Origin of the sequence: Zhengella sedimenti, from assembly GCF_046506625.1 — a bacterium.
Classification (GTDB): Bacteria; Pseudomonadota; Alphaproteobacteria; order Rhizobiales; family Rhizobiaceae; genus Zhengella; species Zhengella sedimenti.
The window spans coordinates 74,685-93,380 of the sequence record NZ_JBKFFP010000011.1 but is presented as its reverse complement, the minus strand read 5'-3'; the positions used below and the strand labels follow the sequence as shown (position 1 = coordinate 93,380).

33 protein-coding genes are annotated in these 18,696 nt (G+C 64.1%); all 33 read left to right on the top strand.

The genetic code is table 11. The annotated features are described in order from the left end of the window. A partial coding sequence (locus tag ACLB6G_RS20245; RefSeq protein WP_144623229.1) for an EF-Tu C-terminal domain-related protein occupies positions 1–77 on the top strand: 77 nt, incomplete at its 5' end. Between the two features lie 77 nt (positions 78–154). Beyond that, positions 155–463 (top strand): 30S ribosomal protein S10, encoded by a 309-nt coding sequence (rpsJ, locus tag ACLB6G_RS20240; RefSeq protein WP_099308327.1) that lies wholly within the window; start codon positions 155–157, stop codon positions 461–463. 26 nt (positions 464–489) lie between these two features. After that, entirely contained in the window at positions 490–1,212 is a 723-nt protein-coding gene (gene rplC / locus ACLB6G_RS20235) for a 50S ribosomal protein L3 (RefSeq protein WP_410357943.1), read from the top strand. Then, positions 1,212–1,832, top strand: coding sequence for a 50S ribosomal protein L4 (rplD, locus tag ACLB6G_RS20230; protein WP_410357942.1), 621 nt, complete (start codon positions 1,212–1,214; stop codon positions 1,830–1,832). The genes rplC and rplD overlap by 1 nt, the downstream gene beginning before the upstream one ends. Then, the gene (locus ACLB6G_RS20225) at positions 1,829–2,122 is read left to right on the top strand and encodes a 50S ribosomal protein L23 (protein ID WP_410357941.1); all 294 of its coding nucleotides are present in this window, start codon (positions 1,829–1,831) and stop codon (positions 2,120–2,122) included. Before rplD ends, ACLB6G_RS20225 begins: the two co-directional genes overlap by 4 nt. Positions 2,123–2,145: 23 nt before the next feature. Next, complete coding sequence (gene rplB, locus ACLB6G_RS20220; protein ID WP_410357940.1) at positions 2,146–2,982, top strand: 50S ribosomal protein L2; 837 nt, start codon at positions 2,146–2,148, stop codon at positions 2,980–2,982. A 14-nt stretch (positions 2,983–2,996) separates the two neighbouring features. After that, entirely contained in the window at positions 2,997–3,275 is a 279-nt protein-coding gene (rpsS, locus tag ACLB6G_RS20215) for a 30S ribosomal protein S19 (protein ID WP_099308332.1), read from the top strand. Positions 3,276–3,277: 2 nt separating this feature from the next. Next, positions 3,278–3,667: a 50S ribosomal protein L22 gene (gene rplV / locus ACLB6G_RS20210; RefSeq protein WP_410357939.1), complete on the top strand. Its 390-nt coding sequence runs from the start codon at positions 3,278–3,280 to the stop codon at positions 3,665–3,667. Continuing rightward, the gene (rpsC, locus tag ACLB6G_RS20205; RefSeq protein ID WP_410357938.1) at positions 3,667–4,368 is read left to right on the top strand and encodes a 30S ribosomal protein S3; all 702 of its coding nucleotides are present in this window, start codon (positions 3,667–3,669) and stop codon (positions 4,366–4,368) included. Before rplV ends, rpsC begins: the two co-directional genes overlap by 1 nt. 40 nt (positions 4,369–4,408) lie before the next feature. Beyond that, entirely contained in the window at positions 4,409–4,822 is a 414-nt protein-coding gene (rplP, locus tag ACLB6G_RS20200) for a 50S ribosomal protein L16 (protein WP_410357937.1), read from the top strand. Positions 4,823–4,836: 14 nt separating this feature from the next. Continuing rightward, positions 4,837–5,037 carry a 50S ribosomal protein L29 gene (gene rpmC, locus ACLB6G_RS20195; RefSeq protein WP_410357936.1) on the top strand — a complete coding sequence of 67 codons (201 nt, stop codon included), beginning with the start codon at positions 4,837–4,839 and terminating at the stop codon, positions 5,035–5,037. 11 nt (positions 5,038–5,048) lie between these two features. Next, a complete protein-coding gene (rpsQ, locus tag ACLB6G_RS20190; RefSeq protein ID WP_410357935.1) occupies positions 5,049–5,288 on the top strand; it encodes a 30S ribosomal protein S17 in 240 nt (79 codons plus the stop codon). A gap of 63 nt (positions 5,289–5,351) precedes the next feature. Then, on the top strand, positions 5,352–5,720 hold the full coding sequence (rplN, locus tag ACLB6G_RS20185; RefSeq protein ID WP_371275029.1) for a 50S ribosomal protein L14: 369 nt from the start codon (positions 5,352–5,354) through the stop codon (positions 5,718–5,720). A 13-nt stretch (positions 5,721–5,733) separates the two neighbouring features. Next, a complete protein-coding gene (rplX, locus tag ACLB6G_RS20180; RefSeq protein ID WP_410357934.1) occupies positions 5,734–6,045 on the top strand; it encodes a 50S ribosomal protein L24 in 312 nt (103 codons plus the stop codon). After that, positions 6,038–6,592 (top strand): 50S ribosomal protein L5, encoded by a 555-nt coding sequence (gene rplE / locus ACLB6G_RS20175; protein WP_410357933.1) that lies wholly within the window; start codon positions 6,038–6,040, stop codon positions 6,590–6,592. The genes rplX and rplE overlap by 8 nt, the downstream gene beginning before the upstream one ends. Positions 6,593–6,616: 24 nt before the next feature. Continuing rightward, positions 6,617–6,922: a 30S ribosomal protein S14 gene (gene rpsN / locus ACLB6G_RS20170; RefSeq protein WP_410357932.1), complete on the top strand. Its 306-nt coding sequence runs from the start codon at positions 6,617–6,619 to the stop codon at positions 6,920–6,922. Positions 6,923–6,937: 15 nt separating this feature from the next. After that, positions 6,938–7,336, top strand: a complete 399-nt coding sequence (gene rpsH / locus ACLB6G_RS20165; protein WP_410357931.1) for a 30S ribosomal protein S8 — start codon at positions 6,938–6,940, stop codon at positions 7,334–7,336. Positions 7,337–7,370: 34 nt separating this feature from the next. Then, the gene (gene rplF / locus ACLB6G_RS20160; RefSeq protein WP_410357930.1) at positions 7,371–7,904 is read left to right on the top strand and encodes a 50S ribosomal protein L6; all 534 of its coding nucleotides are present in this window, start codon (positions 7,371–7,373) and stop codon (positions 7,902–7,904) included. Positions 7,905–7,916: 12 nt separating this feature from the next. Then, positions 7,917–8,276 (top strand): 50S ribosomal protein L18, encoded by a 360-nt coding sequence (rplR, locus tag ACLB6G_RS20155; protein WP_410357929.1) that lies wholly within the window; start codon positions 7,917–7,919, stop codon positions 8,274–8,276. A 110-nt stretch (positions 8,277–8,386) separates the two neighbouring features. Further along, positions 8,387–8,944, top strand: coding sequence for a 30S ribosomal protein S5 (rpsE, locus tag ACLB6G_RS20150; protein ID WP_410357928.1), 558 nt, complete (start codon positions 8,387–8,389; stop codon positions 8,942–8,944). Positions 8,945–9,007: 63 nt separating this feature from the next. Next, positions 9,008–9,208 carry a 50S ribosomal protein L30 gene (gene rpmD / locus ACLB6G_RS20145; protein WP_410357927.1) on the top strand — a complete coding sequence of 67 codons (201 nt, stop codon included), beginning with the start codon at positions 9,008–9,010 and terminating at the stop codon, positions 9,206–9,208. Positions 9,209–9,228: 20 nt separating this feature from the next. Further along, positions 9,229–9,702 carry a 50S ribosomal protein L15 gene (rplO, locus tag ACLB6G_RS20140; RefSeq protein WP_410357926.1) on the top strand — a complete coding sequence of 158 codons (474 nt, stop codon included), beginning with the start codon at positions 9,229–9,231 and terminating at the stop codon, positions 9,700–9,702. A 170-nt stretch (positions 9,703–9,872) separates the two neighbouring features. Further along, positions 9,873–11,213, top strand: a complete 1,341-nt coding sequence (secY, locus tag ACLB6G_RS20135) for a preprotein translocase subunit SecY (protein WP_410357925.1) — start codon at positions 9,873–9,875, stop codon at positions 11,211–11,213. Beyond that, positions 11,210–11,794 carry an adenylate kinase gene (locus ACLB6G_RS20130; RefSeq protein WP_410357924.1) on the top strand — a complete coding sequence of 195 codons (585 nt, stop codon included), beginning with the start codon at positions 11,210–11,212 and terminating at the stop codon, positions 11,792–11,794. The genes secY and ACLB6G_RS20130 overlap by 4 nt, the downstream gene beginning before the upstream one ends. 201 nt (positions 11,795–11,995) lie before the next feature. Then, entirely contained in the window at positions 11,996–12,364 is a 369-nt protein-coding gene (gene rpsM, locus ACLB6G_RS20125) for a 30S ribosomal protein S13 (protein ID WP_410357923.1), read from the top strand. Between the two features lie 125 nt (positions 12,365–12,489). After that, entirely contained in the window at positions 12,490–12,879 is a 390-nt protein-coding gene (gene rpsK / locus ACLB6G_RS20120; protein WP_410357922.1) for a 30S ribosomal protein S11, read from the top strand. A 109-nt stretch (positions 12,880–12,988) separates the two neighbouring features. Continuing rightward, a complete protein-coding gene (locus tag ACLB6G_RS20115; protein WP_410357921.1) occupies positions 12,989–13,999 on the top strand; it encodes a DNA-directed RNA polymerase subunit alpha in 1,011 nt (336 codons plus the stop codon). Between the two features lie 101 nt (positions 14,000–14,100). Beyond that, the gene (gene rplQ, locus ACLB6G_RS20110) at positions 14,101–14,529 is read left to right on the top strand and encodes a 50S ribosomal protein L17 (protein ID WP_410357920.1); all 429 of its coding nucleotides are present in this window, start codon (positions 14,101–14,103) and stop codon (positions 14,527–14,529) included. A gap of 198 nt (positions 14,530–14,727) precedes the next feature. After that, positions 14,728–16,227, top strand: coding sequence for a DegQ family serine endoprotease (locus ACLB6G_RS20105; RefSeq protein ID WP_410357919.1), 1,500 nt, complete (start codon positions 14,728–14,730; stop codon positions 16,225–16,227). A gap of 8 nt (positions 16,228–16,235) precedes the next feature. Then, on the top strand, positions 16,236–17,570 hold the full coding sequence (locus ACLB6G_RS20100) for a replication-associated recombination protein A (protein WP_410357918.1): 1,335 nt from the start codon (positions 16,236–16,238) through the stop codon (positions 17,568–17,570). Further along, entirely contained in the window at positions 17,567–17,809 is a 243-nt protein-coding gene (locus tag ACLB6G_RS20095; protein WP_410357917.1) for a hypothetical protein, read from the top strand. The genes ACLB6G_RS20100 and ACLB6G_RS20095 overlap by 4 nt, the downstream gene beginning before the upstream one ends. 63 nt (positions 17,810–17,872) lie before the next feature. Continuing rightward, a complete protein-coding gene (locus ACLB6G_RS20090) occupies positions 17,873–18,154 on the top strand; it encodes a hypothetical protein (protein WP_410357916.1) in 282 nt (93 codons plus the stop codon). Positions 18,155–18,165: 11 nt separating this feature from the next. Further along, positions 18,166–18,693, top strand: coding sequence for a flavodoxin domain-containing protein (locus ACLB6G_RS20085; protein WP_410357915.1), 528 nt, complete (start codon positions 18,166–18,168; stop codon positions 18,691–18,693). The last annotated feature ends 3 nt before the right edge of the window (positions 18,694–18,696 follow it).

Genomic DNA, 18,696 nt, shown 5'->3' with positions numbered 1-18,696 from the left:
AAGAGAAGCTGCGCTTCGCCATCCGCGAAGGCGGCCGCACGGTGGGCGCCGGCATCGTCGCCTCCATCATCGAGTGACCATACGCTGCAAGGAATGACGGCGAGGCGGGTCGAAACCGCCCGCCTCCCGAAATGCCTTTTCAAGGATAAGACGCATGAACGGACAGAATATCCGCATCCGCCTCAAAGCGTTCGACCATCGCATTCTCGACGCTTCGACGCGCGAGATCGTGTCGACCGCCAAGCGTACCGGCGCGAATGTTCGCGGCCCCATTCCGCTGCCGACGCGGATTGAGAAGTTCACCGTGAACCGCGGTCCGCATATCGACAAGAAGAGCCGTGAGCAGTTTGAAATGCGCACGCACAAGCGGCTTCTCGACATCGTCGACCCGACCCCGCAGACCGTCGACGCTCTCATGAAGCTCGACCTGGCGGCCGGCGTCGATGTCGAGATCAAGCTGTAAGACAACGCTTGGGAAGGAATTGACCGATGCGTTCTGGTGTTATCGCACAAAAGATCGGGATGACCCGCGTCTACAATGGCGAGGGTGAGCATGTGCCCGTGACAGTTCTCCGCCTGGAGAACTGCCAGGTCGTGGCGCAGCGTACCGAAGAGAAGAACGGCTACACGGCCGTGCAGCTGGGCGTCGGCCTGGCCAAGGTGAAGAACACGTCCAAGGCGATGCGCGGCCATTTTGCCGCCGCTTCCGTGGAGCCGAAGGCCAAGGTGGCCGAGTTCCGCGTGACGCCGGAAAACCTGCTGGACGTGGGCGCCGAGATCACCGCCGAGCATTTCGTGCCCGGCCAGAAGGTGGACGTGACCGGCACCTCGATCGGCAAGGGCTTCCAGGGTGTCATGAAGCGCCACAATTTCGGTGGCGGCCGCGCGACCCATGGTAACTCCGTGTCGCACCGTTCGCATGGTTCGACCGGCCAGCGCCAGGACCCGGGCAAGGTGTTCAAGGGCAAGAAGATGGCCGGCCACATGGGTTCGGTCCGCGTGACGACCCAGAACGTGGAAGTCGTGTCGACCGACGCCGAGCGCGGGCTGATCCTGGTGCGCGGTGCCGTTCCCGGCTCCAAGGGCGCCTGGATCCTCGTGCGGGACGCCGTGAAGGCGCCGCTTCCGGAGAGCGCTCCGAAGCCGGCCGCCATCCGCGCCGCCAACAACGACGCCGCCGCCGCGCAGCCGGCTACCGAGGGAGCCGAATAATGGATCTCAAGATTACCACGCTCGCCGGCGCGGATGCCGGCAAGATCTCCGTCTCCGACGAGGTCTTCGGCCTGGAGCCGCGCGAGGACATCCTGCAGCGCGTCGTGCGCTGGCAGCTTGCCGCACGGCAGCAGGGCAGCCACAAGACCAAGGGCCGCGCCGAAATCTCCCGCACCGGCGCGAAGATGTACAAACAGAAGGGTACGGGCCGCGCCCGTCACTCGTCTGCCCGCGCCCCGCAGTTCCGCGGTGGCGGCAAGGCCCACGGTCCGGTCGTCCGCAGCCATGCGCATGACCTGCCCAAGAAGGTCCGCGCCCTCGGCCTGAAGCATGCGCTTTCGGCAAAGGCAAAGGCATCCGAGCTGATCGTCATCGACGACATGGCTTCCACGGACGGCAAGACGAAGGCGCTGGTCGCCCAGTTCGCCAGCCTTGGCCTCGCCAATGCGCTGCTGATCGGCGGCTCCGAACTGGACCAGAACTTCAAGCGCGCGGTTTCGAACATCCCGAACATCGACGTGCTGCCGGTCCAGGGCATCAACGTCTATGACATCCTGCGCCGCGGCAAGCTCGTGCTGTCGAAGGCGGCCGTCGAAGCTCTGGAGGAGCGGTTCAAATGACCGATATTCGTCACTATGACGTGATCGTCTCTCCGGTGATCACCGAGAAGTCGACCACGGCGTCCGAAAACAACCAGGTTGTCTTCAACGTCGCCAAGTCGGCCAACAAGACCGAGATCAAGGCCGCTGTCGAAGCGCTGTTCGGCGTCAAGGTCAAGGCGGTCAACACGCTCGTCCGCAAGGGCAAGGTCAAGCGTTTCCGCGGCGTCGCCGGGCGTCAGTCCGACGTCAAGAAGGCCGTCGTGACGCTTGCCGAAGGCCAGTCGATCGACGTCACGACCGGTCTCTGAGGCCAGGCTAAGGAAGAGAAGAGATGGCACTCAAGAAGTTCAAACCGACAACGCCGAGCCAGCGCCAGCTGGTCATCGTCGACCGTTCGGGCCTGCACAAGGGCAAGCCGGTCAAGGGTCTCACCGAGGGCCTGTCGCAGAAGGGCGGCCGCAACAACCTGGGCCGGGTCACCGCGCGCTACCAGGGTGGCGGTCACAAGCGCACCTACCGCATCATCGACTTCAAGCGTCGCAAGTTCGACGTGGTCGGCACGGTGGAGCGTCTGGAATACGACCCGAACCGCACCGCCTTCATCGCGCTGATCCGTTATGCCGATGACGAGCTGTCCTACATCCTGGCGCCGCAGCGCCTGGCCGCCGGCGACAAGGTCATTGCCTCCGAGAAGGCCGTGGACGTCAAGCCGGGCAACACGATGCCGCTGGGCGCGATGCCGGTCGGCACCATCGTCCACAATGTGGAGATGAAGCCGGGCAAGGGTGGCCAGATCGCCCGTTCCGCCGGTGCCTATGCCCAGCTCGTCGGCCGCGATGCCGGCATGGCGATCCTGCGCCTGAACTCGGGCGAGCAGCGCCTGGTGCACGGCACCTGCCTGGCCACGGTCGGCGCGGTGTCCAACCCGGACCACGCCAACATCAACCTCGGCAAGGCCGGCCGTTCGCGCTGGCTCGGCAAGCGCCCGCATGTTCGCGGCGTCGTCATGAACCCGGTCGACCATCCGCACGGCGGTGGTGAAGGCCGCACCTCGGGCGGCCGTCATCCGGTCACGCCGTGGGGCAAGCCGACCAAGGGCAAGAAGACACGCTCCAACAAGGCGACCGACAAGTTCATCATGCGCTCGCGTCACGCGCGCAAGAAGTAAGAGAGGACATTTCATTGACCCGTTCAGTCTGGAAAGGTCCGTTCGTTGACGGCTATCTGCTCAAGAAGGCCGACAAGGTCCGCGAAGGCGGCCGCAACGAGGTGATCAAGATCTGGAGCCGCCGCTCCACCATCCTGCCGCAGTTCGTCGGTCTGACCTTCGGCGTCTACAACGGCCAGAAGCACGTGCCGGTTTCCGTGTCGGAAGACATGGTCGGCCACAAGTTCGGTGAGTTCGCCCCGTCCCGTACCTATTACGGTCATGGCGCGGACAAGAAGGCGAAGAGGAAGTAATCATGGGCAAGGCCAAAGCTCCCCGCCGTCTTGCTGACAACGAGGCCCGTGCGGTTACCCGCACGATCCGTGTCAGCCCGCAGAAGCTGAACCTGGTTGCCGCCATGATCCGCGGCAAGAAGGCGTCTGCTGCACTCGCCGACCTGGAATTCTCGCGCAAGCGCATCGCCGGCACCGTCCGCAAGACGCTGGAATCGGCGATCGCCAACGCGGAAAACAACCACGACCTCGACGTCGACGCGCTGATCGTGGCGGAAGCCTATGTCGGCAAGTCGATCGTCATGAAGCGCTTCCATGCCCGTGGCCGCGGCCGCGCCAGCCGCATCGAGAAGCCGTTCTCGCACCTGACGATCGTCGTGCGCGAAGTCGAAGAGAAAGGGGAGGCCGCCTGATGGGCCACAAAGTCAATCCGATCGGCCTGCGCCTCGGCATCAACCGCACGTGGGACTCCCGCTGGTATGCCAATACCGGCGAGTACGGCAAGCTGCTGCACGAGGACATCAAGATCCGCGAGTATCTTGAGAGCGAACTCAAGCAGGCCGCTGTCTCCAAGGTGGTGATCGAGCGTCCGCACAAGAAGTGCCGCGTGACCATACACGCCGCGCGTCCGGGCCTGATCATCGGCAAGAAGGGCGCCGACATCGAGAAGCTGCGCCGCAAGCTGTCGCAGATGACGAATTCGGAAGTGCACCTGAACATCGTCGAGGTGCGCAAGCCGGAGACCGACGCGACCCTGGTCGCGCAGTCCATCGCGCAGCAGCTTGAGCGCCGCGTCGCGTTCCGCCGCGCCATGAAGCGCGCCGTCCAGTCGGCCATGCGCCTCGGTGCCGAGGGTATCCGCATCAACTGCGCGGGCCGTCTCGGCGGCGCCGAGATCGCGCGCACCGAATGGTACCGCGAGGGCCGCGTTCCGCTGCACACGCTGCGCGCCGACATCGATTACGGCTTTGCCGAGGCCGAGACGGCTTACGGCATCTGCGGCATCAAGGTCTGGGTCTTCAAGGGCGAAATCCTTGAGCACGATCCGCTGGCCTCCGAGCGCCGCGCCGTGGAAGGCGACAACCAGGGCGGCCGCCGCCGCGAAAATGCGTAAGCTTCGGGCTTGCGAAATTGAGGATTTGGAGTAGAGAACGATGCTGCAGCCCAAGCGCACAAAGTTCCGCAAGCAGTTCAAGGGACGCATCCACGGCACCGCCAAGGGTGGAACGGACCTGAACTTCGGTTCCTTCGGCCTGAAGGCCCTGGAGCCGGAGCGCGTCACGGCCCGCCAGATCGAGGCGGCCCGCCGCGCGATCACGCGTCACATGAAGCGTGCCGGCCGTGTCTGGATCCGGATTTTCCCGGATGTGCCGGTGACGTCGAAGCCGACCGAGGTGCGCATGGGTAAGGGCAAGGGCTCGGTCGATTACTGGGCCTGCCGCGTGAAGCCCGGCCGCATCATGTTCGAGATCGACGGCGTGAACGAAGAAATCGCGCGTGAAGCGCTGCGTCTGGGCGCTGCCAAGCTGCCGATCAAGACGCGCTTCATCCAGCGCATTGCCGAGTAGGAAAGGTCAAGGCCATGAAAGCCGCAGACGTTCGGGCCCTGAGCCCCGACCAGCTGAACGAGGAGCTGGCCAAGCTGAAGAAAGAGCAGTTCAACCTGCGCTTCCAGAAGGCGACCGGCCAGCTCGAGAAAACCGACCGCGTGAAGGAAGTCCGCCGCGACATCGCACGCATCAAGACCATTGCCCGCCAGAAGGCGGCGGATAACAAGGCGTAAGGGGTACAACCATGCCGAAGCGCATTCTGCAGGGCACCGTCGTCTCCGACAAGAACGACAAGACCGTCGTGGTCCGGGTCGAGCGCCGCTTTGCTCATCCGCTGTTCAAGAAGACGGTGCGTCAGTCCAAGAAGTACAAGGCCCATGACGAGGCCAATGCCTGCAAGGTGGGCGACACGGTCTTCATCCAGGAATCAGCTCCGATTTCCAAGGACAAGCGCTGGGTCGTCGTTTCCGGCGACCAGGCGTAACCCAATCATGCATGCCGGGGTCGCGCCGACGCTCCCGGACCAGAAGAAAAAAGGCGGTCAGTCATGATTCAGATGCAAACAAACCTCGACGTCGCGGACAATTCCGGCGCGCGTCGTGTCATGTGCATCAAGGTGCTGGGCGGTTCCAAGCGCAAGTATGCTTCGGTTGGCGACATCATCGTCGTCTCGATCAAGGAAGCCATTCCGCGCGGCCGCGTCAAGAAGGGCGATGTGATGAAGGCGGTCGTCGTGCGCACGGCCAAGGACATCCGCCGGCCCGACGGTCAGGTGATCCGGTTCGACAAGAACGCGGCTGTCCTGATCGACAACAAGAAAGAGCCGATCGGAACGCGTATCTTCGGCCCCGTGCCGCGCGAACTGCGCGCCAAGAACCACATGAAGATCATTTCCCTCGCTCCGGAAGTGCTCTGAGGAGACAGCACCAATGCAGAAGATTCGCAAAGGCGACAAGGTCGTCGTGCTGGCTGGCAAGGACAAGGGCCGTTCGGGCGAAGTCCTCAAGGTCATGCCTAAGGAAAACAAGGCGCTCGTGCGCGGCATCAACCTGATCCGCCGCCACCAGCGCCAGACGCAGACCCAGGAAGGCGGCATCATCACCAAGGAAGCGGGCATCGACCTGTCGAACCTGGCGGTGGCCGATCCGAAGGACGGCAAGGCGACCCGCGTCGGCTTCGAGGTCCGTGACGGCAAGAAGGTCCGCGTGGCCAAGCGTTCGGGAGAAGTGATCAATGGCTGACAAGTACGAGCCGCGCCTCAAGACGCTTTACAACACCAAGATCCGCGACACCATGCGTGAACAGTTCGGCTATGCCAACGTCATGCAGATCCCGCGCGTCGAAAAGATCGTGCTGAACATGGGTGTCGGCGAAGCCACCGGCGATTCCAAGAAGCCCTCCGTGGCCGCGGAAGACCTGGCGCAGATCGCCGGCCAGAAGCCGGTCATCACGCGGGCCCGCAACTCCATCGCGGGCTTCAAGGTGCGCGAAGGCATGCCGATCGGCGCCAAGGTGACGCTGCGCAAGGAGCGCATGTATGAATTCATGGATCGCCTGGTCAACATCGCGCTGCCGCGCGTTCGCGACTTCCGCGGCCTGAACCCGAAGAGCTTTGACGGCCGTGGCAACTTCGCCATGGGCATCAAGGAGCACATCGTGTTCCCGGAGATCAACTACGACAAGGTCGATCAGATCTGGGGCATGGACATCATCGTTTGTACGACTGCCAAGTCGGATGACGAGGCCCGGGCGCTGCTCAAGGCCTTCAACTTCCCCTTCCGGCAGTAACGGCTCGCGAAAAGGACAATATACATGGCTAAAGTCAGTGCGACCGAAAAGAACAAGCACCGCAAGGAGCTTGTCGATCGCTATGCCAAGAAGCGCGCCGCGCTGAAGGCGATCATCATGGACCGCTCCAAGCCGATGGACGAGCGTTTCCGTGCACAGCTCAAGCTCAACGAGTTGCCGCGCAATTCGGCCAAGAACCGCCTGCGCAACCGTTGCGAGGTTTCCGGCCGTCCGCGCGCCTACTACCGCAAGCTCAAGATGTCGCGTATCGCGCTTCGCGAGCTGGGTTCCCTGGGCAAGATCCCGGGCCTGGTCAAGTCGAGCTGGTAAGGAAGGATAGATATCATGTCCATGAGTGATCCTCTCGGCGATATGCTGACCCGCATCCGTAATGCCGTCGGCCGCAAGAAGACCAAGGTCTCGACGCCGGCCTCGAAGCTGCGGGCACGCGTTCTCGACGTCCTCAAGTCCGAGGGCTACATCCGCGACTACACCACCGTCGATTTCGGCGATGGCAAGTCCGAGATCGAAATCGAGCTGAAATACTACGAAGGCGCGCCGGTGATCCGCGAGATCGCCCGTGTGTCCAAGCCCGGCCGCCGCGTCTACGTGTCGGTCAAGTCGATCCCGCAGGTGGCCAATGGCCTGGGCATCGCGATCCTGTCGACGCCGAAGGGCGTGATGGCCGATCATGAAGCCCGCGAGCAGAATGTCGGCGGAGAGCTTCTCTGCCAGATCTTCTGATCGGCGCAACCGAGACAAAGGCGAGGATAAGACAATGTCCCGTATTGGCAAAAAGCCCGTTCCGGTGCCGGCCGGCGTGACGGCCACGGTTGATGGCCAGACCGTCACGGCGAAGGGTCCGAAGGGCGAACTGACGTTCGTCGTCAACAACGAGGTCCTGGTGAAGATGGAAGACGGCGCGATCGCCGTCGATCCCGTGGACGAGAGCAAGGATGCGCGTTCGAAGTGGGGCATGTCCCGCACGATGATCGCCAACATCCTGACCGGCGTGAAGGACGGTTTCGAGAAGAAACTCGAGATCAGCGGCGTCGGCTACCGCGCCGCCATGCAGGGCAAGAACCTGCAGCTTTCGCTGGGTTTTTCCCATGAGGTCGTCTACCAGACGCCCGACACCGTGACCATCGCGGTGCCGAAGCCGACCGAAATCGTCGTGTCCGGCATCGACAAGCAGGTCGTCGGTCAGGTCGCTGCGGAGATCCGGGAATACCGTGGCCCCGAGCCCTACAAGGGCAAGGGCGTCAAGTATGCCGGCGAACGCATCGTCCGCAAGGAAGGCAAGAAGAAGTAAGGAGCGGCCGTCATGGCTTCGAAAGTTGCGACCCAGCGCCGGGCATCCCGCATCCGCCGCAAGATCAAGGCGGTATCCAGCGGGCGTCCGCGCCTGTCGGTCTACCGTTCGTCCAAGAACATCTATGTCCAGATCATCGACGACGCCAACGGCCGTACCGTTGCCGCCGCCTCGACCTTGGACAAGGATCTCAAGGGCAAGCTGAAGACCGGCGCCGACACGGCCGCTGCCGTGGAAGTCGGCAAGCTGGTGGCGGCGCGTGCCAAGGAGGCCGGTGTCACCGAAGTGGTGTTCGATCGCGGGCCCTACATCTATCACGGCCGCGTCAAGGCGCTCGCCGATGCGGCCCGCGAGGGCGGCCTGGCGTTCTGACCAGGTGCAAACAAGGTCTTGAGGCCGGCCGCGAGCCCGTGTAAGGGACGGCCGGCCTTCGGGCGTTTTATGTCAACCCGTGCTACCGGAAAAGAAAAAGGAACCAGGATATGGCACAGAACCGCAGGGACGATCGCCGCGAGCGTGAAGAGCGCGACAGCGAATTCGTCGACAAGCTTGTCCACATCAATCGCGTCGCCAAGGTCGTCAAGGGCGGCCGCCGCTTCGGCTTTGCCGCGCTCGTCGTCGTCGGCGACCAGAAGGGCCGCGTGGGCTTCGGCCACGGCAAGGCCCGCGAAGTGCCGGAGGCGATCCGCAAGGCCACCGAGGCGGCCAAGCGCGACATGATCTTCGTCCCGCTGCGGTCCGGCCGTACGCTGCACCACGACGTGGCCGGGCGCCATGGCGCCGGCAAGGTCCTGCTGCGCGCCGCCAAGCCCGGTACCGGCATCATCGCCGGTGGTCCGATGCGCGCCGTGTTCGAGACGCTGGGCGTCCAGGACGTGGTTGCCAAGTCGCTCGGCACCTCCAACCCCTACAACATGGTTCGCGCCACCTTCGACGCGCTGAAGCACCAGCTTCATCCGAAGGACGTGGCCGCCCAGCGTGGCATCAAGTATGCCACCTTGCAGGCGCGCCGCCATGAAACGGTTGGTGGCGAGGAATAATCCCGCCGGCAGATGTCGTCAGCGCCGCAATCGCAGGGCGCTCCATTGATTGGGAATGAGAAAATGGCTGAGAAGAAAACGGGCAAGACGGTGACCGTCGAACAGACCGGAAGCCCCATCCGCCGTCCCGCCGACCAGCGCGCCACGCTCGTCGGCCTGGGACTGAACAAGATGCATCGCCGCAGCACGCTGGAAGACACTCCGGCCGTCCGCGGCATGATCGCCAAAGTCGCGCATCTCGTGCGCGTCGTCGACGAAGCCTGAGAGCGGCAGGGAGCACGATTATGAAACTCAATGAACTTCGTGATGCCGAAGGCGCGACCCATTCGCGCAAGCGCGTCGGCCGGGGCATCGGTTCCGGCAAGGGCAAGACCGGCGGCCGCGGCGTGAAGGGCCAGAAGTCCCGTTCGGGCGTTGCCGTGAACGGTTTCGAGGGCGGCCAGATGCCGATCTACCGCCGTCTGCCGAAGCGTGGCTTCAAGAACATCTTCGGCAAGGACCTCAACATCGTGTCGGTCGGCCGCCTGCAGGCTGCCGTCGATGCGGGCAAGCTGGATGCCGGCGCAACCGTCGACGCGGCCGCCCTTGTGGCTGCCGGTGTGATCCGCCGGGTCAAGGACGGCGTCCGCATCCTCGGTGACGGCGAACTTTCCGCCAAGCTGACGATCACGGCGGCTGGTGCCTCCAGGTCGGCGGTCGAAAAGATCGAGAAGGCGGGCGGTTCGGTTGCCGTCCCGGCCAAGGAAAGCGCTGAATAAGCGCGGATGTGACAGCGGCGGCTCCGGCCGCCGCTTGCATCTTTGCCAGCCGGGGCCTATCTCGTGTCCTCGGCCTTATTCGGGCGATCGCAATACCTGCCTGATCCGGTGGCCCGGCGACCAGCATCAAGCCTCATTCGCCAGGGCCGCACACTAGCGGAGATCGATACATGGCGTCGGCTGCTGAACAACTGGCATCCAATCTGAATTTTTCCGCCTTTGCGAAGGCCGAGGATCTCAAGAAGAGAATCTGGTTCACGCTCGGCGCGCTGCTGGTTTACCGGCTCGGCACCTACATTCCCATTCCCGGCATCGACCCGGATGCCTTCGCGCAGGCGTTCGAACAGCAGAGCCGCGGTGTGCTCGGCATGTTCAACATGTTTGCCGGCGGCGCCGTGGAGCGCATGGCGATCTTCGCGCTCGGCATCATGCCCTACATTTCCGCCTCCATCATCATGCAGCTGATGACGTCGGTCGTGCCGACGCTCGAACAGCTGAAGAAGGAGGGCGAGCAGGGCCGCAAGATCATCAACCAGTACACCCGTTACGGTACCGTTCTGCTGGCGACCGTGCAGGCCTACGGCATCGCTGTCGGGCTTGAAGGCGGGGCAGGCATCGTTACCGATCCGGGCTGGTTCTTCCGCATTTCCGCCGTGATCACGCTGGTCGGCGGCACGATGTTCCTGATGTGGCTCGGCGAGCAGATCACCGCGCGCGGCATCGGCAACGGCATTTCGCTGATCATCTTCGCCGGCATCGTCGCGGGCCTGCCTTCCGCGATCACCGGAACGCTGGAACTGGGCCGCACCGGCGCGCTGTCGACGGGCATCATTCTCGCCATCATCGCGCTGGCGATCATCGTCATCGCCGTGATCGTGTTCTTCGAGCGTGCCCAGCGGCGCCTGCTGATCCAGTACCCGAAACGTCAGGTCGGCAACCGGATGTTCCAGGGCGACACGTCGCACCTGCCGCTGAAGCTGAACACGGCCGGCGTCATTCCGCCGATCTTCGCGTCGTCGCTGTTGCTGCTGCCCGCCACCATTGCAGGCTTCTCCAGCAATACCGACATGCCGGCATGGGCGTCCACGATCCTGGCGGCGCTCGGTCACGGCCAGCCCATCTACATGGCGCTTTATGCCGCGCTGATCATGTTCTTCGCCTTCTTCTACACGGCGATCGTGTTCAACCCGAAGGACACGGCCGACCAGCTCAAGAAGCATTCCGGTTTCATTCCGGGCTACCGGCCCGGCGAGCGGACCGCCGAATACATCGATTATGTCCTGACCCGGATCACGCTTGTCGGCGCGATCTACCTGGTTCTGGTGTGTCTCTTACCCGAATTTCTAATTTCGGCGACCGGCGTTCCGTTCTATCTCGGCGGAACATCCCTGCTGATCGTCGTCAGCGTCACGCTTGACACGGTCGCGCAGGTCCAGGGTCACCTGATCGCCCACCAGTATGAGGGGCTGATCAAGAAATCCAAGCTGAGAGGGGGAAAGAGGGGACGATGAGACTGATACTGCTGGGACCGCCCGGAGCGGGAAAGGGCACCCAGGCCACGCGCCTGGTCGAAAAACACGGCATTCCCCAGCTCTCCACAGGGGACATGCTGCGGGCCGCCGTGAAGGCGGAAACCGAGGTGGGGCTGAAGGCCAAGGCCGTGATGGATGCCGGTGAGCTGGTGTCCGACGCGATCGTCAATGCCATCGTCTCGGAGCGGATCGACGCGCCCGACTGCGCCAACGGCTTCATCCTCGACGGCTATCCGCGCACGCTGGCCCAGGCCGATGCCGTGGAGGAGATGCTGTCATCCAAGGGCATGAAGCTCGACGCCGTGATCGAACTGGTTGTCGACGACAAGGCCCTTGTGGGGCGCATCGTGAAGCGCGCCGAAGACGCCAAGGCCGCCGGGGAGCCTGTCCGCAAGGATGACAACCCGGAGGTCTTCGACGAGCGCCTGCGCGAATACTACAAGAAGACCGCGCCGCTGACCGGCTATTATCATGCCAAGGGCATGCGGCGGACCGTTGACGGGATGGACTCCATCGACGGTGTCACGGCGCAGATCGAAGACGTACTCGCCTCGCTTTGACCGGCGAGTACTGATGCCCGTTTTCAAGGGTTGACGAATACGCCGACCCGTGGCATAGCGGCGCGTCTCATGGACAGAATGGATCAAGCCGCCCTTCAAGGGCGGTTTGTTCATTGAACCGCCCGCATGGGCCGGCCTCCACCGGACGCGGGTCTAGATCATCAGGCGCCGGCATGGCCGGCCGACATGGAGTGAAAGAAGATGGCACGTATTGCCGGTGTGAACATTCCGACCAACAAGCGCGTCGTGATCGCGCTGCAGTATATCCACGGGATCGGTCCGAAGTTCGCCCAGGAAATCATCGAGAAGTGCAACATCCCGGCCGCGCGCCGCGTGCACGAACTGACCGACGCGGAAGTGCTTCAGGTTCGCGAGACCATCGACCGCGATTACCGGGTCGAGGGCGACCTGCGCCGCGAAGTCCAGCTCAACATCAAGCGCCTGATGGACCTTGGCTGCTATCGCGGCCTGCGTCACCGGCGCGGCCTGCCGGTCCGTGGCCAGCGCACGCATACCAATGCGCGCACCCGCAAGGGTCCGGCCAAGGCGATTGCCGGCAAGAAGAAGTAATCCGGAGCCGAACGCGGGAAGCGGCTGGCGCAACGGGTTCGCCCCGGCCGCCGCTTTGCCGGTTTCGGTTCCAGGTGTAGCCGCCGGCGTTACGGCGGTGTTGATATCGTAACGAAAGGAAGACCATGGCCAAGGAAGCCGCTCGTGTTCGCCGCCGCGAACGCAAGAACATCTCGTCGGGCGTCGCCCACGTCAACTCCACCTTCAACAACACGATGATCACGATCACCGATGCCCAAGGCAACGCGATCGCCTGGTCATCGGCCGGTGCGCAGGGCTTCAAGGGTTCGCGCAAGTCGACCCCCTTCGCTGCCCAGGTCGCGGCGGAAGATTGCGCCAAGAAGGCGGCCGAGCACGGCATGAAGATGCTGGAAGTGGAAGTGCGCGGTCCGGGATCCGGCCGTGAGTCGGCCCTGCGCGCGCTGCAGGCCGCCGGTTTCACGATCACCTCGATCCGTGACGTCACGCCGATCCCGCACAACGGTTGCCGCCCGCGCAAGAAGCGCCGCGTCTGACGCGGCCCTTTTGTCACCTTCCGCATGAACGGTTTCGTCCGGTCCTCTGCGGTTTCCATGTCGCCCCGCACGATTGGATGGTGCGGGAGCACCGGAAGGACAAGTCCACATGATCCAGAAGAACTGGCAAGAACTGATCAAGCCCAACGGCGTGGAATTCACGTCGAAGAAGGGCAACCTGACGACGCTTGTCGCGGAGCCGCTGGAACGCGGTTTCGGCCTGACGCTCGGCAACGCGCTGCGCCGCGTGCTGCTGTCCTCGCTGCGCGGTGCCGCCGTGACGGCGGTGCAGATCGATGGCGTCCTGCATGAATTCTCCTCGATCGCCGGCGTGCGCGAGGACGTGACCGACATCGTGCTCAACATCAAGGAAATCGCCATCCGCATGGAAGGCGAGGGCCCGAAGCGGATGGTCGTGCGCAAGCAGGGTCCGGGCATTGTGACGGCAGGCGACATCCAGACGGTCGGCGACGTTGAAATCCTTAACCCCGACCACGTGCTGTGCACGCTGGACCAGGGCGCGGAAATCCGCATGGAGTTCACCGTCAATACCGGCAAGGGCTATGTCCCGGCCGAGCGCAACCGTTCCGAGGATTCACCCATCGGCCTCATCCCGGTCGACAGCCTGTATTCCCCGGTGCGCAAGTGCTCCTACAAGGTCGAGAACACCCGCGAGGGCCAGGTGCTCGACTATGACAAGCTGACCATGACGATCGAGACGGACGGTTCGATCTCCGGCGAGGACGCGGTAGCCTATGCGGCACGCATCCTGCAGGACCAGCTTTCGATCTTCGTCAATTTCGACGAGCCGCAGAAGGACCAGCCGGCCGAGCAGGTCACGGAGCTTGCCTTCAACCCTGCGCTCCTGAAGAAGGTGGACGAACTGGAACTGTCCGTCCGTTCGGCCAACTGCCTGAAGAACGACAACATCGTCTATATCGGCGACCTGATCCAGAAGACCGAGGCGGAAATGCTGCGCACGCCGAATTTCGGCCGCAAGTCGCTCAACGAGATCAAGGAAGTGCTTGCGTCGATGGGCCTGCATCTGGGCATGGAAGTGCCGGACTGGCCGCCGGACAACATCGAGGACCTCGCCAAGCGCTACGAGGACCAGTACTGAGACATGGCTGCCGGGGCTTTCCCGGCAGTTCCTCCATCGCATGACCAACAGGGCCGCGTTCTCAAGACCTAGGGCGCGGACATACTTCAAGGAGAAGGCAAATGAGACACGGCAACGCCAACCGCAAGCTGAACCGCACCCACAGCCACCGCAAGGCGATGTTCGCCAACATGGCGGCGAGCCTCATCGAGCATGAGCAGATCGTCACGACCCTGCCCAAGGCGAAGGAACTGCGCTCCATCGTCGACAAGCTGATCACGCTCGGCAAGCGTGGCGACCTTCATGCCCGCCGCCAGGCGATTTCCCGCATCCGCGACGTGCAGCAGGTCAAGAAGCTGTTCGACGTGCTCGGCCCGCGCTACCAGGAGCGCAATGGCGGCTACACCCGCGTGCTGAAGGCGGGTTTCCGGCATGGCGACAACGCGCCGATGGCGGTCATCGAACTCGTTGACCGCGACGTCGACGCCAAGGGCGCGGCCGACCGTGCCCGTGTGGAAGCCGAAGCGGCTGCCGAGGGCGAGGAAGCCTGATCGCTTCCGTCCTGCCGGGACCAGACCAGGGCCGCTCCGGAAACGGGGCGGCCTTTTTGCATGGTGCAATCGTGTCCGCGCCAATGTGCGGCAATTTTTCCCCGTTGCCGCTTCGTCCTCAAATGGTCGAAGTGGCATGCAAGACTTGTTAGGGTCCGAATCAGGGGATCGGGGACATTCAAGAGGGAGTATCAAGGGATGGCGCGTTTGTTTTCCGGTGTGCTGGCTGGCCTGCTCGCCCTTGTCCTGACGGCTGCGGCATCGCATGCGCAAGGCGAGGGCGGGATGCGTGACCTGCTTGGCGAGTTGCTGCGCGGCACGCAGCAGGAACAGGGAGCGGCTGGACAGGCCGCGACCGCGGATAGTGGCAAGCGTGTGCCCTTCGGGCGCCGCGAGATGGAACTGTCCTTCGCGCCGCTGGTGAAGCGAACCGCACCGGCGGTGGTCAACGTCTATGCAAAGTCCGAGGTGCGCCAGCCCGTATCCCCCTTCGCGGGCGATCCCTTCTTCGAACAGTTCTTCGGCGGCGGCAGGCCTGCGCGCCCGCGTGTGCAGCAATCGCTTGGCTCCGGCGTGATCGTCGATGCCGCGGGCCTTGTCGTCACCAATTATCACGTCATCCGCGGCGGCGACGAGGTGAAGGTCGCCCTGGCCGACGGGCGTGAATTCGAGAGCGAGGTGCTGCTCAAGGACGAAACCGTCGATCTGGCGGTGCTCAGAATCGATTCCGACCGGCCCTTGCCCTTCCTGCAGCTTGGCGATTCAGACGCGCTGGAAGTGGGTGACCTGGTGCTGGCGATCGGCAATCCGTTCGGTGTCGGGCAGACGACGACGTCGGGGATCGTTTCCGCGCTGGCGCGGTCGCATATCGGTGTCACCGACTTCGGGTTCTTCATTCAGACGGACGCGGCCATCAATCCGGGCAATTCGGGCGGTGCCCTGATCAACATGGCCGGCGAACTCGTCGGCATCAACACGGCGATCTTCACGCGCTCCGGCGGATCGAACGGCATCGGCTTTGCCATTCCCTCCATCATGGTGCGCGCCGTGGTCAACGTGGCGCGCAATGGCGGGGATTATTTTGAGCGGCCCTGGCTCGGCGCCGCATTTGCCCCCGTCGATGCGCAAACGGCCGAGGCACTCGGCATGGATCATCCCACCGGCGCGTTGGTCGAGAACATCACGCCGGGAAGCCCGGCGGAGAAGGGCGCGCTGCAGCCCGGCGACGTGCTGCTGGCGATGAATGGCCGGGCAATCGAGAACCCGGATGCGCTGGGCTACCGGCTGGCGACCGAAAGCGCGGGTGCGCGGGTGGATTTCCAAGTGCTGCGGCGCGGGCGATTGCAAGCCGTCGCGGTCACGCTGGAGCGTGCGCCTGAAGGCATGAGCGCCACGAGCACGCTCCAGATCGAGGGTGACAGCCCGTTTGCCGGCGCGACGGTTTCGGAACTGTCGCCGCGGCTTGCCCAGAAACTGCGCCTGCCGGAGAGCCGTCAGGGGGTGGTCATTACCGAAACGGCGCGCAATTCGCCGTCGGCGCGCTTCGGCCTGCGTCCCGGTGACATCGTCGTCGAGGTCAATGGCGAGGAGATCCGCAATGCCGACCAGTTGAACCGGCTCGCGATGGAGCGCAGCCGCTGGTGGCGGTTCGCGATCGAGCGCAACGGGCAGATCCTGCGCCAGGTCTTGCGTTACTGACCGGACCCATGGGCGACCTGTTCTCCGAAAAGCCGCAGGAAGCGGGGCCGCCGAAAGGACGCCCGCTTGCCGACCGCATGCGCCCGGCGAGCCTTGCCGATGTGACGGGACAAGATCACCTCACCGGACCCGATGGCGTGCTGACGCGCATGATCCGGTCCGGATCGCTCGGATCGATGATCTTCTGGGGGCCGCCCGGCACCGGCAAGACGACCGTCGCCCGGTTGCTCGCCGGGGAAACCGATCTGGCTTTCGAGCAGATATCGGCGATCTTTTCCGGCGTGGCGGACCTGAAGAAGGTCTTCGACGCGGCCCGGCTGCGGCGCGCCAACGGACGCCAGACCCTGCTCTTCGTCGACGAGATCCACCGTTTCAACCGCGCCCAGCAGGACAGTTTCCTGCCCGTGATGGAGGATGGCACGGTCATTCTCGTGGGCGCCACGACGGAAAACCCGTCCTTCGAACTGAACGCGGCGCTGTTGTCGCGCGCCCGTGTGCTGACCTTCCATCCGCATGATGCGCCAAGCCTGGAGCGCCTGCTTCAGCGCGCCGAGAGCGTGGAGGCAAAGCCGCTGCCGCTGGACGAGGGCGCCCGGGCGTCGCTGATCCGCATGGCGGACGGCGACGGGCGCGCCGTGCTGACGCTCGCCGAGGAGGTCTGGCGGGCCGCCGGGGAGGACGAGGTGTTCGACCAGGAAGGGCTGCAGCGCGTGGTGCAGCGCCGTGCGCCGGTCTATGACAAGAGCCAGGACGGCCACTACAACCTGATCTCGGCCCTGCACAAGGCGGTGCGCGGCTCCGATCCCGATGCCGCGCTCTATTACCTCTCGCGGATGCTGGATGCCGGCGAAACCCCGCTGTTCGTGGCGCGCCGCCTCGTGCGCATGGCGGTGGAGGATATCGGCCTTGCGGACCCGCAGGCGCTGGTCATCGCCAATGCAGCGAAGGATGCCTATGATTTCCTCGGTTCGCCGGAAGGCGAACTGGCGCTGGCGCAAGCCTGCGTCTATCTCGCGACCGCGCCGAAGTCGAACGCCGTCTACGTGGCCTACAAGGGCGCGATGCGCGCGGCGAAGGAGCACGGATCGCTTCTGCCGCCGGCGCGCATCCTCAATGCGCCGACCAGGCTGATGAAGGAAGAGGGGTATGGCGCCGGCTATCTCTACGACCATGACCAGCCGGACGCCTTTTCCGGGCAGGATTATTTTCCCGATGCCATGGGCCGGCAAACGTTCTACGATCCGCCCGACAGGGGCTTTGAACGGGAAATCCGCAAGCGGCTGGACTGGTGGGCCCGTCTCAGGCGCGAGCGGAACCGCAGACAACCGGAGGACAAGGCATGAAGAAGCTGGCTGATCTCATCGGCGCCATCTCCTGGCCGATGCTGATCATCATCGCCGTGCTGATCGGCGGTGCGCCCTTCGTGCCCGAGCCGCATCTGGTGGAGAAGGCGCGCTGGCTGATCGAAGGGCATCCCTTCCGCCCGATCGACTGGTTCGACATCCTCTGGCATGTCTGGCCGCTGGCGCTGATCGCCGTCAAGCTGCTGGCAGCGCGAAGGCGTACCCCGGCGGGGGATTGATACCGGTCAAGGCGCCGGGCGGCGTCTGCCCGCATTTTCATCCAAGGTCAAAGGAGGCTCATCATGAGATTGTCCGCAGCCCTCGTCTTTCTGGCGGCTCTGTCCGGTCCGGCGGGCGCGCAGACGCAGGCCGATTTTCCCTGGCTTGCCGACATACGCTTGCAGGCCGCCGAGACGCTGGATTGCACGGTCGAGTATTTCCTCAATGCGCGGGAAGGCGACCTTGGCGGCAGGACCACGCAGGAAGCGCGGGTGCAGTGCCGCGACGGACGGCGGTTCGACGCCGTCCGCGAATCCGCCGATCAACCGTTCCGGTTCCTGGCCTGCGATACACAGGTCTGCTGAGGAGACACGTCATGCATGTCATCGTCATATACGCCACCGTCGAGGGCCAGACGCGCAAGATCGCCCGGCATGTCGCCGGCACCGTCCAGAGCCTGGGGCACGACGTCACCGTCTACGATGCCGCTGACCTCGGGGATGTCGACCTGCATATCGCCGACGCGGTGATCGCGGCCGCGCCCGTGCATATCGGAAAATTCCCTGCGGCTTTCGTCCAGTGGGTCGGGGATCATGCCGGGGAACTCAATGGCCGCAAGACCGGCTTCATTTCCGTTTCGCTCGGCGCCGCCTCGCAGTTCGAGGCGGAACGGCGGGAAATCGCGGCGATCACGGACGAGTTCCTCGCCGAGACGGGCTGGCATCCGTCCGGCCTGCATCATGCGGCCGGTGCTTTGCGCTATACGAAATACGATTTCCTCAAGCGCCTGCTCATGCGCCACATCGCGGCGAAGGAAGGCGGCGACGTCGATACGTCGGAAGATCACGAATATACCGACTGGGAAGCGCTCGCCGCCTTCGTGAAGGAATTCCTGGCCGATTGAACG